This is a genomic window from Rhizobium sp. 05N430 (genome assembly GCF_056396985.1).
The window spans coordinates 34,024-48,881 of sequence record NZ_JBFTMO010000020.1; the positions used below are offsets into that span (position 1 = coordinate 34,024).

A 14,858-nucleotide genomic window follows, 5' to 3' on the forward strand; every position below is an offset into this window, starting at 1 on the left:
TCTTTTTAGACTTTCGCCGCAATGTGCCACACATCGCCACAGCACGCCCGGGACCATCGGATGACCCAGATATCGGAGCGGCTTGCGGAGTTGCAGGAAGAAAGTGCCGTGCTGATCGGGCTCTACGATCAGGATGACCGTTTGCAATATGCGAACGCCGCCTTTCGCTCCATCTTCGCCATCGAGCCGGACGAAACGCCCACATGGGCCGAACTCATGCGCCGCAACACTAAGGCTGGACGCGGTACGATCATCCGTACAGCCGATTTCGAGGCTTGGCTAATTTCGGCGCAGTCGCGCCGCGGCAAGCTGCCGTTCCGTGCTTTCGAGACCGATGTCGTCGATGGCCGATGGTTCTGGATGACGGAGACGGTTCAGCGTGACGGCTGGATGCTCTGCATCGCCAGCGACATCACGCATATGAAGACCAGCCAGCGCGATCTCCGGCAGGATCGCGACTTCGCACTGAAAGCATCGCAGACCGACGAGCTGACGGGCATTTCCAACCGGCGCTTCATGATGGCGGCGCTTGAGAACATGATCCTTCGGCAGGGTTCGGCCGTGTCGATCAGCGGCTGCATGTGCATCATCGATCTCGATTTCTTCAAGCGGATCAACGACAGCTTCGGCCATCAGGTGGGGGATCTGGTGCTGATCGATTTTGCCCGCCGGGTCCAGCCGATGGTCCGCCGCCGCGACAGTTTCGGGCGGATCGGCGGCGAGGAGTTCATGCTGGTTCTGCCGGATACGACGCTGGAACAGGGCGAGAAGATCGTCGACCGAGTGCTCGACCGTGTCCGCGTTGCGCGGCCGCTGCTGGCTTCGCCGGCATTTTCCTACACCTGCTCGGCCGGGCTTGCAGAGCTCAGGATCGGCGATACGGTGCAGCAGATCTATGCGCGGGCGGACGAGGCACTCTATGTTGCCAAGCAGAGCGGCCGCGATCGGCTGAAGATCGTCGCCTAAGGCAGGAGCATGGCGGGGATCAATCCGCGCAGCGAGTTGCCCATGTAGAGCTTGCCGGCGGCGACATCGGCAAGACCGATGCGGCCGACGCGGGCCTTGCGCTGGCAGATCAGCTCGGTGCGCAACACGCCGGCCAGCAGGCCGCAGGAGATCGGCGGCGTGCGCAGAATGCCGGAGCCGTCGTCGAGGAAGACCGAAGTGATGGTGCCTTCGCAGACCTCATCCTTCTCATTGAGCATCAGCACTTCGTCGGCATCAGCAGCTGCATATTCCGCCCGCGCCGTCTCATAGACCTCGCGGCGGGTCGTCTTGATGCGCAGCAGCTTGTCGCTGCTATCGAGACGCCGGGCGGCGAGTTTCACTTTCCAGATGGTGCCTGAAGCAAGCGGCGCGAAGGGCGCGCTCGTGACCTCGATCCTGCCGTCCGCATCCAGGGTCAAGCGGACGCGAAGCGGTCCTTGTGCATTGATAACCGCCCGCTCGAGCTCGTCGATTGCATGTTTTGGCGCCGCAAAGCCGATACGGCGAGCGGAGCGCTCGAGGCGGGCGATATGCAGCCGCAGCCGCGTGAAGCCCACTTCCGGATCCCAGCGCATCGTCTCGATCAGCGAGAAATCGCTCATCGGGCGATCTCCTGATCGCCGATCGCAAAGCGCGCCTTCAACAGGCACTCGTCATACTCGGCCTCGGCGGTGGAATCGAAGACGATGCCGCCGCCGACATTGAAGACGGCGCGGCCATCCTCGAAGAGGCTGACGGTGCGGATGGCGACGGAGAAGCGCATCGCACCCGAAGGGGCGATCATGCCGATTGCGCCGCAATAGACATCGCGCGGCTGGTCTTCGAGATCGTCGAGGATCTGCATGGCGCTGAGTTTTGGGGCGCCGGTGATCGAGCCGCAGGGGAAGAGCGCGGCGAAAATGTCGCGGATCGCCAGATCGGGAAGGAGCTTCGCCTGCACATGGCTCACCATCTGGTGCACCGTGGGGTAGCTCTCGATGTCGAAGAGTTTTGGTACGTCGAGCGTTCCGACTTCGGTGATGCGCGAGATATCGTTACGCAGGAGATCGACGATCATCCGGTTCTCGGCCTGGGTCTTCACATCGGCCAGCATGGCGGCTTTGATCGCTTCATCCTCTTTCGCGTCGGCCCCGCGCCGGGCGGTGCCCTTCATCGGATGCGTCTCGATCCAGCCGTCCTCATCGGTGCGGAAGAAGAGTTCCGGCGAGCGCGAGAGTATGATCGGACCGCCGAGATCAGCATAGGCGCCGTATTTAACCGGCTGGCGCTCGATCAGCGACCAGAAGGCGGCGAGAGGATCGCCGCTCCAGCGCGCCTCGATCGGCATGGTGAGATTTGCCTGGTAGCAATCGCCCTGGCGCAGGTGCCAATGGAGGCGGTCGAAGCGGGTCTTGTAGGTCTCGAAATTCCAGCCGGCTTTCGGGGCTGTGAGGAATTCCTCGTTGTCGCGGCGGCGGACTGGCTGCGACAGGGTGTGGCCATCCGGTGCCGGGCCGTCGAAGACGCCGAAGCAGAGGAGAGGGGATTGGCGATTGGCGGGGAGTTTGGGGGCGAGCTTGTCTTCGAAGACGTAGCCGGCCTCATAGGAGATGTAGCCCGCCAGCCATTTGCGTGCGGCCTTGGCGTCCTGCATTCGCTGCAGGGCGGCGAAGAATTCGGCTCGGTCGTTCGCGATGATGGTTTCGGACGGCTCGGCGAAGAGCATCGTCTGATCGGTTGTGTCGTCGCGGAAGAGGATGAATGGGCTCAATTTACGCCTCCCTCATTCCTGTGCTTGTCACAGGAATCCAGTGCGCCCAAGTCCTTGGGCGCGGAAGAGCCCCTTCACGGCGCAGACGCGCCGTGGCTGGATTCCTGTGACGAGCACAGGAATGAGGGAGTGGGTGGGTTGGCGTCATTCGTTCTCTCTTGGGCGACAGCAAGGACGGCGTAACCCGCTGACATCCGGAAAGCCGTCTCGCTGATCGCCTTTCGTCCACCTTCCCCCCGCGAGAAGAAGGCCTATCGTCTCAGCCCTTATCCAAAGCTTCCAGTTCGTCGATCAGCCCTTCGATCATCGACAGTCCCTTGCTCCAGAACGACGGATCGGTGGCATCCAGGCCGAAGGGCTTCAGGAGTTCGGAATGGTGCTTGGTGCCGCCGGCTTTCAGCAGCTCGAAATACTTGTCCTGAAAACCCTTGTCGGCCTTCTGGTAGACGGCATAGAGCGAATTCACCAGGCAGTCGCCGAAGGCGTAGGCATAGACGTAGAAGGGCGAGTGGATGAAGTGCGGGATATAGGTCCAGTAGGTCTCGTAACCCTCGGAAATCTTGATCGCCGGTCCGAGGCTCTCGGACTGGACCGATAGCCAGAGTTCGCCGATATCGTCGGATGTCAGTTCGCCGGCCTTGCGGGCCGTGTGCAGCTTGCGCTCGAATTCGTAGAAGGCGATCTGGCGCACGACCGTGTTGATCATGTCCTCGACCTTCTGGGCGAGCATCGCCTTGCGCTCGCGCTTGTCCGCCGTCTTGTCGAGCAGGGCGCGGAAGGTCAGCATCTCGCCGAAGACCGAAGCGGTCTCGGCCAGCGTCAGCGGCGTCTGGCACATCAGCGCGCCCTGTCCGCCGGCAAGAACCTGATGGACGCCGTGGCCGAGCTCATGGGCGAGCGTCATCACGTCGCGCGGCTTGCCCATGTAATTGACGAGCACATAGGGATGAGCCGACGGCACCGTCGGATGCGCGAAGGCGCCGGGCGCCTTGCCGGGGCGAACCGGCGCGTCGATCCACTGTTCGTCGAAGAAGCGCCTGGCGATATCGGCCATCTCGGGGGCGAAGTTGCCATAGGCCGAGAGAACGGTATCCTTCGCCTCGTTCCAGGAAATGACGGCGTTCGAGGTTTCCGGCAGCGGTGCGTTGCGGTCCCAGAAATTCATCTGGTCCATTCCGAGCCATTTCGCCTTCATCTTGTAATAGCGGTGCGACAGCCGCGGATAGGCCTGCTTGACGGCGGCAGCCAGAGCATCGACCACTTCGCGCTCGACACGGTTGGCAAGGTGCCTGGAGTCGGCGATGTCCTCGAAACCGCGCCAGCGGTCGGCGATGTCCTTATCCTTGGCGAGCGTATTGGTAATCAGCGTGAAGACGCGGATGTTGGCCTTGAAGGTTTCGGCCAGCGCCATCGCCGCCTTGTGGCGGGCTTCCGGATCCGGGTCCTGCAGCATGTTGAGCGCGACTTCGAGCGGCACCTTCTCGCCGTCGATCTCATAGCGAAGCTCGGCCATGGTTTCGTCGAACAGGCGGTTGAAGGCGGCGGCCGATGTCATCGACTTTTCGAGGAAGAGCTGCTCCAGCTTGTCATCCAGCTGATAGGGCTTGTCCTTGCGCAGGTCGACAAGCCAGGGGCGGTAGTGCCCGGCGGCCGGGTCGTTTTCCATGCAGGCATCGACGACGGCGTCGTCGATGCGGTTCAGTTCCAGCGCGAAGAACAAGAGGTGGCCTGAGAATTCGGTGATGCGCGCCTGCACGTCGCCATACAGCTTGCCGTTAACAGGGCTCGTCGTATCGGAGAAATAGGTGAGGCCGGCAAACGAGCCGAGACGGCCGATGATGTCGTCGAGCGCTTCATATTCCTTCAGCGCTTGGCCGATGCCATCGGCGCCGGTCTTGGTGGCGGCTTCCGCGAGCTTGCCTTTCCATTTGTCCTCGAAGGCGATCGCGTTCTTGCCAGCCTTTTCCATGTCGCTGGTAAAGGCCGTCGAGGTTGCCGAAGGGTAGAGGTCCTGCAGTTTCCAGACCGGAAGGTCGCCGAGGGCAGCGTCGGCCGCGCCACCGGCAGATGTTGCCGAGAAATTAAGACCGGCAGCGTTGAGCGCAAGATTCATGGCGAAGCTCCTCTTCCTCATTCAAAACAGGTCTGACTACCTAAGCGCCGGAAGGTCCCGCATCAAGGGGCTTTCGGCGCGTTAAAGGCCCCGGTTCGATACGGATTCGCCATCGTCACAATCGTTAAAATGCAATTATTTCTCAAAACTGGATGTTCAAGCCTTTCAGGCAGAGTGCAACCTAGGTTTCGCATGAAGTGAGGCGACAATGACCGGTTACAATGAGCTCAAAGGGGCAGGGCAGATACTCGTGGTCGAGGATGACCCGGTACAGCGCCGTCTGTTGAAGAACGCAATCGAGCGCCACGGGCACGTCGTCCATCAGGCAGAAAACGGCCGCATCGGCCTGGAAATGGTCAAGCGCGATGCTGGCCTCTTCAATGTGATCGTGCTCGATCTGATGATGCCGGAGATGACCGGTCTCGAATTCCTGGAAGCAGTGCACGAATTCGGCACACAGATCCCGGTGATCGTGCAGACCGGGCAGGGCGGCATCGAAACGGTTGTCCAGGCGATGCGCGCCGGCGCCTTCGATTTCGTCGTCAAGCCTGTCTCGCCCGAGCGGATTGCCACCTCGATCGCCAATGCGATGAAGCTCGACCAGCGCGAAGTGAAGGCCCGCTCCGGCCGCCGTTCGCGCTCCGGCGTCGTTGGTTTCGATGATATCGTGTCGGCAAGCCCGGCAATGCTTCGCGTCATCGATCTGGCGCAGCGTGCTGCGCAATCGAATATTCCTGTTGTGCTCGAAGGTGAGTCCGGCGTCGGCAAGGAGCTTGTTGCCCGGGCGATTCAGTCTGCCGGCGACCGCTCCGGCAAGCCGTTCGTAACAGTCAACTGTGGTGCTATCCCGCATAATCTGGTCGAGAGCATTCTGTTCGGCCATGAGAAGGGTGCCTTTACCGGTGCGACCGAGCGCCATACCGGCAAGTTCATGGAGGCCGATGGCGGCACGATCTTCCTCGATGAGATCGGCGATCTGCCGCTTGAGGTTCAGGTCAAGCTGTTGCGCGCCGTCCAGCAGGGCGAGATCGAGACTGTCGGTGCCCGCACCGCACATAAGGTCAATGTCCGGCTGATTTCGGCGACCAACAAGGATCTGATCGAGGAGGTCAAGAACGGCCACTTCCGCGAGGATCTCTATTACCGCCTCAACGTCTTCCCGATCACGATTCCGGCGCTGCGCAAGCGCAAGGAAGACATTCCGCATCTGGTACGCGTCTTCACCGACCGGTTCTCATCGGAGCAGAAGAACGGCCATCGCATGACCGTCAATTCCGGTGCGCTGGCACTGCTGACGGCTTACGACTGGCCGGGCAACATCCGGCAGTTGGAAAACGCCATCTTCCGTGCTGTCGTTCTGGCGGAAGGCTCTGAGCTGACGGAGTCGGACTTCCCGCAGATTGCGGCGCAGCTGCCGGAATATGATGTGATCGATCACCTGGCGCTGGTCGCCGACAACACGCATCGCGATCACGATGCGGAGTTCGCGGCATCTGATTACAGCGTTCCGCCGCCCTCGGTTCTCGATGCTGCGCATCGTCACGCCGATAGCGCCGAAAACGCGATCGCGAGCGTCAATCCAGCCGGCGAGGTGAGGAAACTTGCTGACGTCGAAGAGGAGTTGATCCGATTCGCCCTTAAATTCTACCGGGGCCAGATGAGTCAAGTGGCGAGGAAACTGGGGATCGGCCGTTCGACGCTGTATCGCAAGCTGAAGGACTACGGCATTGACCCCGATAATCCCCAGAAGGACGCCGCTTAGTCCACAATCCGTTAATATTCCCGCAAGCATGTTCGGTTACTGTTCATAAACCACTTGTTAGTCGATCGTTGACTATGTAAAGAAAAGGTTGATCGTGTGTGGCATTTTTGCCATCGTGTCACCGCATTTGACAGTCATTGGGACAGCCGGACATTTGGCAGTCTGACGGGGATTGAGTTTGCCGGATCTGAATGAGCATACCAAGCCTTCGCGCTTGAGCTGGCGTACGCTGTGCGCCAACGTTGGCGGAAAGGTGGTCCGGACGGCAATGGCCGCCCTCCTCGCGCTTGCGGTATCCTCACCTGTATTCGTCGGCACGCCTTCCGAAGCGGCCGGCGAAACACGCAGCCTGAAGCTCTATTTCATCCATACCGGTGAAAAGGCCGTCATCACCTACAAGCGCAACGGCAAGTTCGACCCGAAGGGTCTTGAGCAGCTGAATCGATTCCTTCGTGACTGGCGCAAGAACCAGCCGACGAAGATGGATCCGCATCTGTTCGACCTGATCTGGGAAGTCTACCGCCAGAGTGGCTCGAAAGATTACATCAACGTCGTCTGCGGTTTCCGCTCGCCGGGCACCAATGCGATGCTGAAGTCGCGTTCGCGCAATTCCGGTGTCGCCGAGAAGAGCCAGCATATGCTCGGCAAGGCGATGGACTTCTTCATTCCTGACGTGAAGCTAGCGACGCTACGTGCGATCGGCATGAAGATGCAGGTCGGCGGTGTCGGCTTCTATCCCAAGTCTGGTTCGCCCTTCGTGCACATGGATGTCGGCGGCGTTCGTGCCTGGCCGCGCATGAGCCGCGATGAGCTCGTCCGCCTCTTCCCGAAGGGCAATACGCTTCATATCCCTGCCGACGGCACGCCGCTTCCCGGCTACCAGCAGGCTCTGGCCGACTACAAGCGCCGCGTGAATTCCGACACGCTGGTTGCTGCGGTCGGTGGTGACAGTCTCTCTGAAACGAAGAAGCCGAAGACGCTGTTTGCAGCGTTGTTCGGTGGCGGTGCGGACGAAGAAGAGGACAGCTCGGACGATTCGGCTCCTGTCGCTGTTGCCAAGGCAACGCCGACCAAGCCTGAAGCTCCGGCCGCCGCGGCCGAGCCGGTGCAGGAAGAAGTTCAGGTTGCCGCGGTTAATGCGCCGGTTCCGCAGGTTCGTCCGGCATTCGCCGGTCAGCTTGGCGGTGGCGAAGTCGCCAATGCGATGCTTCCGGCCAATTCGGGCAATGCAGCTCAGCAGGCTCTTGCTGCCGCGACCGCGCAGGAAGATCAGCCGCAGCAGTTTGCCGATCTCAGCACCTATCATGTTCCTGTTCCGGAACTGCTTGGTCAGCGCCGCGAGCCGGGTGATGCGGAAGTGGCTTCCGTCGATCCGTCCATTCCTGTTCCGACGCCTGTTGATCGCCCTGTCGCTGCCGAAAACCTTCTGGCTGCAGCGGCTGATGCTGACCCGGATGCTGCGGGCGACGAAGCGGAAGCCGAACAGCTTTCTCCTGCCGTTGCACAGCAGCTCGACAAGGATAGCGCTGCTTCCGGTCCGCAGGTTGCCGCTCTCGCGCCGGCGACGGTCGAGCAGGCGATCAATGCCGCTATGCCCGGATCGAAGCCTGCCGCCGCCAAGGCGCCGGTGCAGCTTGCAGCACTTGCGCCGACAAAGTCTGCGAGCTTCGGCGATAACTTCGATCTGCCTCAGCAGCAGGTCAGCGTTGATGATGCCGTCCCTGTAACGCCGTCCAAGGGTGGACGTCCGACCAAGGCCGTTGCTGCCGCCGCCGATGCAGGCCGCGCTTCGGTTCGCACCGAGCCCAAGCTGACGCAAAAGATGATCTCGCAGTGGGCGCTCACCAATGCGCGTCTCGAAATGGTCACCAAGCCAGTCAAGGCGCCGCGCTTCGTTAGCCAGACGCTCCGCGCACAGCCGACCGCCGTCTATGCCGAAGGCTTCAACGTCAAGACCGCTTCCATCGATCCCGGCCGTTTCAGCGGCACGGCCGTCAACTTCATGGAAGTGAAGAAGTTCAACACGAACTGAGGCGTCCAATCGTTTGACAAAGGCCGCTGGAGCGATCCGGCGGCCTTTTTGTTTGTGGACCCGTCAGGCCATAGAAAAAGCCGCCGAGGCGCGAGGCCTGGCGGCTTTTGAACTATGCCGTCGCGGCTCAGCCTTCCGGCGGTGACTCGATCATGCCGAGCGCATGCAGGTAGGTGTCGAGGATCGCATCTTCTTCCATGCGCTCCTGCTCGTCCTTCTTGCGCAGGGCAACGACCTTCTTGAGGATCTTGGTGTCGAAGCCCATGCCCTTGGCTTCGCCGTAGACGTCCTTGATGTCGTCGGCGATGGTCTTCTTTTCTTCTTCCAGGCGTTCGATACGCTCGACAAAAGCGCGAAGCTGATCGCGGGCGACGCCGTGAGCATCAGACATCCGTGTTCTCCTGATTTTTGCGGATTGAAATTCGTGGGCGTTGACTGCCGTGAAGCGGCGCCGCGGTCAAGCCCCTTCGGCCATCATCGGCTTATTTGTGCGGGTTGTTCGTGTCGAAAGCGGCTTTCTGTGCTTCCGAAGCCTCGTTCTGGTGAAGGGTTTTCCACTGCTCGTAGGGCATGCCGTAGACGATCTCGCGGGATTGATCCTTGGTGACGGCTACGCCGTTTTCCTCGGCCGCTTCGCGGTACCAGTTCGACAGGCAGTTGCGGCAGAAGCCTGCAAGGTTCATCAGGTCGATGTTCTGCACGTCGGTGCGATCGCGCAGATGCGCCACCAGCCTGCGGAAGGCGGCGGCCTCGAACTCTGTCTGCTGTTCTTTCGTCAGGTCGGTCATATCGCTTCCTTCATGCATAGGGGCCGGTGCGCGACGGGTGCACCTGGTATTCGTGCAGCGCCGGATCGGCATTCATCGCCTCGAAGACCGGTGCCAGCCGCGCCGCCCAATCGGCGATGCCGGCCTCGTCGCCGATCAGATCCTGACGGACTTCGAGCAGGGCGTGCGGAATGCCCGATACCATGCAGTGCCGGTACATGGTGTCACCCTTCAGCGCGCCGTCATAGGGTTCGTTATCGCCGACAATGAGATCGGGATCGCGGCGCAGCATATCAAGCAGCGGGCCGACGGCGCGGTGGTCGCTGTCCCAGAGGACGGCTGCGTGCCACGGGCGGGGAACGCCCTTCCAGGCGGGCGTATAGGAATGCAGCGACAGGACCAGCGGCGCCTTGCCCGTGGCGCTCGCCACCTTGGCAACCTCCTCCGCCACGGCATCGTGATAGGGCCGGTGGAAGCGCTCGATGCGGTTCTGCCATTCGGCGGAGGAGATCGGGTGGTTGCCCGGAATGATGGCGCCATCCGAGATCTTCATGATCAGCGTCGGGTCGTCCTCACCGCGGTTTGGATCGATCAGCAGCCGCGAGAAACCGCCGAGGACGGCGGGAACGCCGAGCCTGGTGGAGAGGCTGCGCACCAGCCCCTCGATGCCGATGTCGTAAGCAATATGCCGGGCAAAGGCCGTCTCCGGCAGGCCAAGCTTTCCATAACCTTCCGGCAGCCGGTTCATGGCGTGATCGCCAAGGATCACCATGCCGCTGTCATGATTGCCGGGTAGGATTTCGAAGGGTTTGAAGTCTTCCATCAGCGAAGGGCCATTCGTCATTTCGGGCAAGGCGCCACTGATCGCATGCACGTGCCGGAGGTTCAAGCGGGATGAGACGGCAACAGCCGTGACTCGCCGGTCACAAGCAGGTTATGAAAGGAATATAATCGATTAGCATCGCGTTGACATTCGCGGGATGGCGGCGCAAGAAGGCACGGGAAAACGAATAACCGTGGGAGCAAATCGGAAGCCGTGTTGATGCAAGCCGCACCAAGTTTCCTCACCCGGTCCGGGCCGCTTGCCCGCCTCGCTTTGTTCGCATTCGCAGCCATGATGCCATTCTTCGCCGCAAACGCGGCACGCGCGGATTTCCGCGTCTGCAATGGCACCCAAAATCTGGTCGGCGTCGCCATCGGCTATCGTGCCAAGGATGGCTGGATCACCGAAGGCTGGTGGCAGGTCCCGGCGACGACCTGCGCGACGCTGATCGAAGGAGAGCTGCAGTCGCGATATTACTACCTCTACGCAGAAGATGCCGCCCGGGGAGGCCGTTGGACGGGCGATGTGCAGATGTGCGTAGCGGAGAACGAGTTCAAGATCACGGGCGTCAATGATTGCTATGCCCGTGGCTACCAGAAGATGGGGTTCAAGGAATATGATACGGGCCGCCAGGGTAGCTGGATGGTCCAACTTTCCGATACGCCCGGAACGCAAGAAAGCCCGAATTGATGAAGCGTAACCGCAAAGTAAAAATCCTCGCCACGCTCGGCCCCGCCTCCAGCGACGAAGCGATGATCGAGAAGCTGCACCAGGCTGGTGCCGATGTCTTCCGCATCAACATGAGCCATGCGAGCCATGACGTGATGCGCTCGCTGATCCAGCGCATCCGCTCGGTCGAAGCCCGCTCCGGCCGCCCGATCGGCATTCTCGCCGACCTCCAGGGCCCGAAGCTTCGCGTCGGCAAGTTCGCCGATACCAAGGTCGACCTGAAGCCCGGCCAGACCTTCACGCTCGACAACAACGAAGCGCCCGGCGATGCCACCCGCGTCTTCCTGCCGCACCCGGAAATCCTGGAATCGGTACAGCCGGGCCACCGCCTGCTGATCGACGACGGCAAGCTCGCCCTTCGCGCTGAAAAGTGCGACGGCAAGAGCATCGTCACCACGGTTATCTCGGGCACCAAGATTTCCGACCGCAAGGGCGTCAGCCTTCCCGATACGCTGCTCACTGTCGGCGTTCTGACGGATAAGGACCGCGTCGATCTGGATGCCGTTCTCGCCACCGACGACGTCGACTGGGTTGCGCTCTCCTTCGTGCAGCGCCCGGAAGATCTCGCCGAAGTGCGCAAGATCGCCAAGGGCCGCGTCGGCATCATGTCGAAGATCGAGAAGCCGCAGGCGATCGAGCGCATCGAAGAAATCATCGAGCTGTCCGATGCCCTGATGGTTGCCCGTGGCGACCTCGGCGTCGAAATGCCGCTCGAAGCCGTTCCCGGCATCCAGAAGCAGCTGATCCGCGCCTGCCGCCGTTCGGGCAAGCCCGTCGTCGTCGCGACGCAGATGCTGGAATCGATGATCACTGCGCCGGTTCCGACCCGCGCCGAAGTCTCTGACGTTGCGACCGCCGTTTTCGAAGGCGCCGACGCCGTCATGCTCTCGGCTGAATCGGCATCGGGCGACTATCCGGTCGAAGCCGTGGCCACCATGGCGTCGATCGCCACCGCCATCGAGCGCGAGCCGCATTACCCGGGTATCATCTACGCGCAGCGCGCTCAGCCCGAGGCAACCGGTGCCGACGCGATCTCGCTCGCCGGCCGCCAGATTGCCGAAACGCTGAAGCTCTCGGCGATCGTCTGTTACACCTCGTCGGGTACGACGGGTCTGCGCGCCTCGCGCGAGCGCCCGCAGGTTCCGATTCTGGCGCTGTCGCCGATCATCAAGACGGCCCGCCGTCTGGCGATCGTCTGGGGCCTGCACTGCGTCGTTACCCACGACGCGACCGATCTCGACGACATGGTCAACCGCGCCTGCCGTATCGTCGCCGACGAAGGCTTCGGCAAGCCGGGCGACCGCATCATCATCTCGGCCGGCGTTCCGCTCGGCACGCCGGGTGCGACCAACATGATCCGCATCGCCTATATCGGCTCTGACGGCCGCAGCGGCATCTGATCCTCAGAGATTGCAACGAATACAAAAACCCGCCGCGAACACGGCGGGTTTTTTCTTTTTTGGGCAGATCGGCTTAAGCGGGCAGGGACATGTGGCCGACCCGGTAGATCTGGCCATCACCCGATATCAGCGGCGCCTCCCGATAGAGGGTGAAGCGGACGAGCGACCACGTCGTCGCTTCGAAAGCCGAGATTGCGGCCAGCACACCGCGCCCGCGGCTTGTCTGCGCCGCGCGCTCCGTTTCCTGCACCCTCAGTCCGGCAAAATCCGCATGCGGCTCGATGGGGAGTACCTCGCTTGACGCGAACTGCGCCTTGCCAAGATCGGGCGCGGTGGCTGCATGCCAGACCATCCACTGCCGGATGCTCGGGCGCCCGAAGGACTGGGTCAGTGCCTCAAAGCCCGGCCCGCTGATGAAATTGCTGGCGCCTTCAGGCTCGTTCCAGAGATAGAAGGGCGCATAGAGATTTTCCGCGCTGCCGAACTCGCCCTTCCTGGCGCTGAGATAGGCCTTGAAACCCAGATGCGGGAAGCCATCCGTTCCCGGCCCACGGTCGCGGATGCGGCGGTCGATGATGCCCATGTCGTAATCGGCGGGTAGCGTGAAGCTGTATTGCATGGCGATCATCGGGATACCTCCACGGGCTCCAGCCAGTCGACGATGCGTTCACCGTCGGTCGCCTGGATGCTGATGTAGCTGAAAGGGCTGCCGACGGCCGCGCCATGCCAATGCTTCTCATGTGGGGCGAACCAGACGGCGTCGCCGGTTCTGAGTTCCTCCACCGGGCCGCCGTCGCGCTGGGCGCGGCCGATGCCGGAGAGGACATAGAGCAGCTGACCGCGCGGATGCGTGTGCCAGTTGGTGACGGTGCCGGGATCGAGTGTTGCCCGCATGGCCGTGTTCTCGCCGCGAGATTCGCCTTCGAGCAGCATCTCGACCCAGAAGGGTGCCGATGCCACGCCATCGGGCGAGCGCGTGACGTTTCCCGGTCGGCGGATGGTCATCGTGAGAGGATTGCCGCTCATGACGGCTCTCCCATGGCGCGGGCGCGCCAGCCGTCATCCGCCATCTGCGCCAGGCCGTCGCCGAAGGACCATTCGTCGGGCTGGGAGCTGACGATGGTGATCATGATGTCTTCCTTCCGAAGCCCCGGCGCCTCGCTCAGCAATTCGGCGGCGCGCTTGAAGAAGGCCTTGCGCATCTCCGTCGTCCGCGGCCGGCCGGCGCGGATCGCGCAGAGCACGAAGTCGTCGGAGCGTGGACCGGCGAGATAGTTGCGGTCGAAGATCAGTTCGCCCGGCTCATGCTGCTGGATTTCGTGGAAACGGTCGGCAGGTGGCACGTCGAACGCCTCGACGAGCGCGCGATGGATGCCGTCCGAAAGGGCGCGCAGGTATTCCGGCGATTTTCCTTTGAGAAGGGAGATGCGAACGAAGGGCATGGGAGCCTCCTGTTTGAAATCTTGACAGGAGGAGCATCGCACGACAGGTTGATCCATAAAATCAGAATATACTGAACATATGATCCTGAAAAATGGGATTTATAATGCGCAAGACGAATTTCGATATGGACGTTCTCCGAACCTTCGCGACCGGCATGGAGCTCGGCAATTTCGCCAAGGCTTCCGAACGTCTGGGACGTTCGACATCCGCCGTCAGCGCGCAATTGAAGAAGCTTGAAGAGCAGGCGGGGATGCCGATCTTCCGCAAGGCAGGGCGCGGCCTGGCGCTGACCGAAGCCGGTGAGACGATGCTTGCCTATGCCCGCCGCCTGCTTGAACTGAACGACGAGGCGGTGGCGGCGATCCAGAGCGTCGAGCTGGAGGGCTGGGTGCGGCTCGGGCTGCAGGAGGATTTCGGCGAGACCGTGCTGCCCGATGTGCTCGGGCGTTTTGCCCGGGCGCACCCAAGGGTCCGGATCGAAGCGCGTGTCGTCCGCAATATCGAACTGATCGAGCGGGTGACAACTGGCAAGCTCGATCTGGCACTCGCCTGGAGCAGCGGCACGGTGACGGCGCATTGCGAGACGATCGGCGAAGTTCCGATGCAATGGATCGGCCCGGCCTCGGGGCCATCACCGTGGAGCGCCGAAAGCGGGGAGCCGCTGCCGCTGGCCTCGCTTGAAGCTCCGTGCCTGCTGCGGACCGCGGCCACGAATGCTCTCGACCGCGCCAACATCCCCTGGCGCCTTTCTTTCGTCAGCCCCAGCCTTGGCGGGCTGTGGGCAGCGACCGCGGCAGGCCTCGGGATCACCATCCGCACGCCGATTGGTCTGCCCTCAAAGGTCAGAGCGCTTGCGCCCGGCGCCGCCGGACTGCCGCCGCTGCCATCGCTCGGGCTGATATTGCACCGCGCGGAAGCGGATCCGGATGCAGCAACCGCGCGCCTTGCCTCCCTCGTCCTGCAATCCGTTCGGGAGGCGTTGGTCAACGCGATACCGGTGAAGGGGCTGGCTGGCGGTTAGGCCTCTGCCACAGCCGAATTGATAGCCGCTC

Annotated in this window: 15 protein-coding genes; 6 read left to right on the top strand and 9 right to left on the bottom strand. The window is 62.0% G+C overall.

Annotated elements, in window-relative coordinates; all coding sequences use genetic code 11:
• Positions 1 to 60 precede the first annotated feature (60 nt).
• Positions 61 to 966, top strand: coding sequence for a sensor domain-containing diguanylate cyclase (locus tag AC1DJO_RS26650; RefSeq protein WP_112518069.1), 906 nt, complete (start codon positions 61 to 63; stop codon positions 964 to 966).
• On the opposite strand, the gene AC1DJO_RS26655 is transcribed toward AC1DJO_RS26650, so the two are convergent.
• From AC1DJO_RS26655 to AC1DJO_RS26665, 3 genes are all read right to left on the bottom strand, one after another.
• On the bottom strand, positions 963 to 1,589 hold the full coding sequence (locus AC1DJO_RS26655; protein ID WP_477973813.1) for an aminotransferase class IV family protein: 627 nt from the start codon (positions 1,587 to 1,589) through the stop codon (positions 963 to 965). The two genes, AC1DJO_RS26650 and AC1DJO_RS26655, sit on opposite strands and share 4 nt — an antisense overlap.
• On the bottom strand, positions 1,586 to 2,692 hold the full coding sequence (locus AC1DJO_RS26660; RefSeq protein ID WP_477973849.1) for an aminodeoxychorismate synthase component I: 1,107 nt from the start codon (positions 2,690 to 2,692) through the stop codon (positions 1,586 to 1,588). Before AC1DJO_RS26660 ends, AC1DJO_RS26655 begins: the two co-directional genes overlap by 4 nt.
• Before the next feature lie 304 nt (positions 2,693 to 2,996).
• The gene (locus AC1DJO_RS26665; protein ID WP_477973815.1) at positions 2,997 to 4,850 is read right to left on the bottom strand and encodes a M3 family oligoendopeptidase; all 1,854 of its coding nucleotides are present in this window, start codon (positions 4,848 to 4,850) and stop codon (positions 2,997 to 2,999) included.
• A gap of 208 nt (positions 4,851 to 5,058) precedes the next feature.
• On the opposite strand from AC1DJO_RS26665, the gene AC1DJO_RS26670 reads away from it, so the two are divergent.
• On the top strand, positions 5,059 to 6,612 hold the full coding sequence (locus tag AC1DJO_RS26670) for a sigma-54-dependent transcriptional regulator (protein WP_477973817.1): 1,554 nt from the start codon (positions 5,059 to 5,061) through the stop codon (positions 6,610 to 6,612).
• Positions 6,613 to 6,790: 178 nt separating this feature from the next.
• A complete protein-coding gene (locus AC1DJO_RS26675; protein ID WP_477973819.1) occupies positions 6,791 to 8,644 on the top strand; it encodes a peptidoglycan L,D-endopeptidase MepK in 1,854 nt (617 codons plus the stop codon).
• Between the two features lie 127 nt (positions 8,645 to 8,771).
• On the opposite strand, the gene AC1DJO_RS26680 is transcribed toward AC1DJO_RS26675, so the two are convergent.
• From AC1DJO_RS26680 to AC1DJO_RS26690, 3 genes are all read right to left on the bottom strand, one after another.
• Positions 8,772 to 9,035 (bottom strand): DUF2312 domain-containing protein, encoded by a 264-nt coding sequence (locus tag AC1DJO_RS26680; protein ID WP_007822869.1) that lies wholly within the window; start codon positions 9,033 to 9,035, stop codon positions 8,772 to 8,774.
• 91 nt (positions 9,036 to 9,126) lie between these two features.
• Positions 9,127 to 9,432: a DUF1244 domain-containing protein gene (locus AC1DJO_RS26685; RefSeq protein WP_477973821.1), complete on the bottom strand. Its 306-nt coding sequence runs from the start codon at positions 9,430 to 9,432 to the stop codon at positions 9,127 to 9,129.
• Positions 9,433 to 9,442: 10 nt separating this feature from the next.
• On the bottom strand, positions 9,443 to 10,234 hold the full coding sequence (locus AC1DJO_RS26690; protein ID WP_477973851.1) for an N-formylglutamate amidohydrolase: 792 nt from the start codon (positions 10,232 to 10,234) through the stop codon (positions 9,443 to 9,445).
• Between the two features lie 219 nt (positions 10,235 to 10,453).
• Between AC1DJO_RS26690 and AC1DJO_RS26695 the strand changes: the two genes are divergently transcribed.
• Positions 10,454 to 10,924 (top strand): DUF1036 domain-containing protein, encoded by a 471-nt coding sequence (locus AC1DJO_RS26695; RefSeq protein ID WP_112385515.1) that lies wholly within the window; start codon positions 10,454 to 10,456, stop codon positions 10,922 to 10,924.
• Positions 10,924 to 12,363 carry a pyruvate kinase gene (gene pyk, locus AC1DJO_RS26700; protein WP_112385514.1) on the top strand — a complete coding sequence of 480 codons (1,440 nt, stop codon included), beginning with the start codon at positions 10,924 to 10,926 and terminating at the stop codon, positions 12,361 to 12,363. The genes AC1DJO_RS26695 and pyk overlap by 1 nt, the downstream gene beginning before the upstream one ends.
• A gap of 73 nt (positions 12,364 to 12,436) precedes the next feature.
• Here the strand turns inward: pyk and AC1DJO_RS26705 are convergent, their stop codons facing one another.
• From AC1DJO_RS26705 to AC1DJO_RS26715, 3 genes are read right to left on the bottom strand one after another with little or no spacing between them, the layout of a single operon-like run.
• A complete protein-coding gene (locus tag AC1DJO_RS26705; RefSeq protein ID WP_477973823.1) occupies positions 12,437 to 12,991 on the bottom strand; it encodes a DUF4865 family protein in 555 nt (184 codons plus the stop codon).
• Positions 12,988 to 13,389 carry a cupin domain-containing protein gene (locus AC1DJO_RS26710; protein WP_477940642.1) on the bottom strand — a complete coding sequence of 134 codons (402 nt, stop codon included), beginning with the start codon at positions 13,387 to 13,389 and terminating at the stop codon, positions 12,988 to 12,990. The genes AC1DJO_RS26705 and AC1DJO_RS26710 overlap by 4 nt, the downstream gene beginning before the upstream one ends.
• Positions 13,386 to 13,805: a tautomerase family protein gene (locus AC1DJO_RS26715; protein ID WP_477973825.1), complete on the bottom strand. Its 420-nt coding sequence runs from the start codon at positions 13,803 to 13,805 to the stop codon at positions 13,386 to 13,388. The genes AC1DJO_RS26710 and AC1DJO_RS26715 overlap by 4 nt, the downstream gene beginning before the upstream one ends.
• Positions 13,806 to 13,909: 104 nt before the next feature.
• Here AC1DJO_RS26715 and AC1DJO_RS26720 point away from each other — a divergent pair, with 104 nt between their 5' ends.
• Positions 13,910 to 14,827, top strand: a complete 918-nt coding sequence (locus tag AC1DJO_RS26720; protein ID WP_477973827.1) for a LysR substrate-binding domain-containing protein — start codon at positions 13,910 to 13,912, stop codon at positions 14,825 to 14,827.
• The last annotated feature ends 31 nt before the right edge of the window (positions 14,828 to 14,858 follow it).

Bases quoted from the DNA above. Each gene is read 5' to 3' on its own strand.
- AC1DJO_RS26650 (WP_112518069.1), top strand. From the start codon at position 61: ATGACCCAGATATCGGAGCGGCTTGCGGAGTTGCAGGAAGAAAGTGCC.
- AC1DJO_RS26655 (WP_477973813.1), bottom strand. From the start codon at position 1,589: ATGAGCGATTTCTCGCTGATCGAGACGATGCGCTGGGATCCGGAAGTG.
- AC1DJO_RS26660 (WP_477973849.1), bottom strand. From the start codon at position 2,692: ATGCTCTTCGCCGAGCCGTCCGAAACCATCATCGCGAACGACCGAGCC.
- AC1DJO_RS26665 (WP_477973815.1), bottom strand. From the start codon at position 4,850: ATGAATCTTGCGCTCAACGCTGCCGGTCTTAATTTCTCGGCAACATCT.
- AC1DJO_RS26670 (WP_477973817.1), top strand. From the start codon at position 5,059: ATGACCGGTTACAATGAGCTCAAAGGGGCAGGGCAGATACTCGTGGTC.
- AC1DJO_RS26680 (WP_007822869.1), bottom strand. From the start codon at position 9,035: ATGTCTGATGCTCACGGCGTCGCCCGCGATCAGCTTCGCGCTTTTGTC.
- AC1DJO_RS26685 (WP_477973821.1), bottom strand. From the start codon at position 9,432: ATGACCGACCTGACGAAAGAACAGCAGACAGAGTTCGAGGCCGCCGCC.
- AC1DJO_RS26690 (WP_477973851.1), bottom strand. From the start codon at position 10,234: ATGGAAGACTTCAAACCCTTCGAAATCCTACCCGGCAATCATGACAGC.
- AC1DJO_RS26695 (WP_112385515.1), top strand. From the start codon at position 10,454: ATGCAAGCCGCACCAAGTTTCCTCACCCGGTCCGGGCCGCTTGCCCGC.
- pyk (WP_112385514.1), top strand. From the start codon at position 10,924: ATGAAGCGTAACCGCAAAGTAAAAATCCTCGCCACGCTCGGCCCCGCC.
- AC1DJO_RS26705 (WP_477973823.1), bottom strand. From the start codon at position 12,991: ATGATCGCCATGCAATACAGCTTCACGCTACCCGCCGATTACGACATG.
- AC1DJO_RS26710 (WP_477940642.1), bottom strand. From the start codon at position 13,389: ATGAGCGGCAATCCTCTCACGATGACCATCCGCCGACCGGGAAACGTC.
- AC1DJO_RS26715 (WP_477973825.1), bottom strand. From the start codon at position 13,805: ATGCCCTTCGTTCGCATCTCCCTTCTCAAAGGAAAATCGCCGGAATAC.
- AC1DJO_RS26720 (WP_477973827.1), top strand. From the start codon at position 13,910: ATGCGCAAGACGAATTTCGATATGGACGTTCTCCGAACCTTCGCGACC.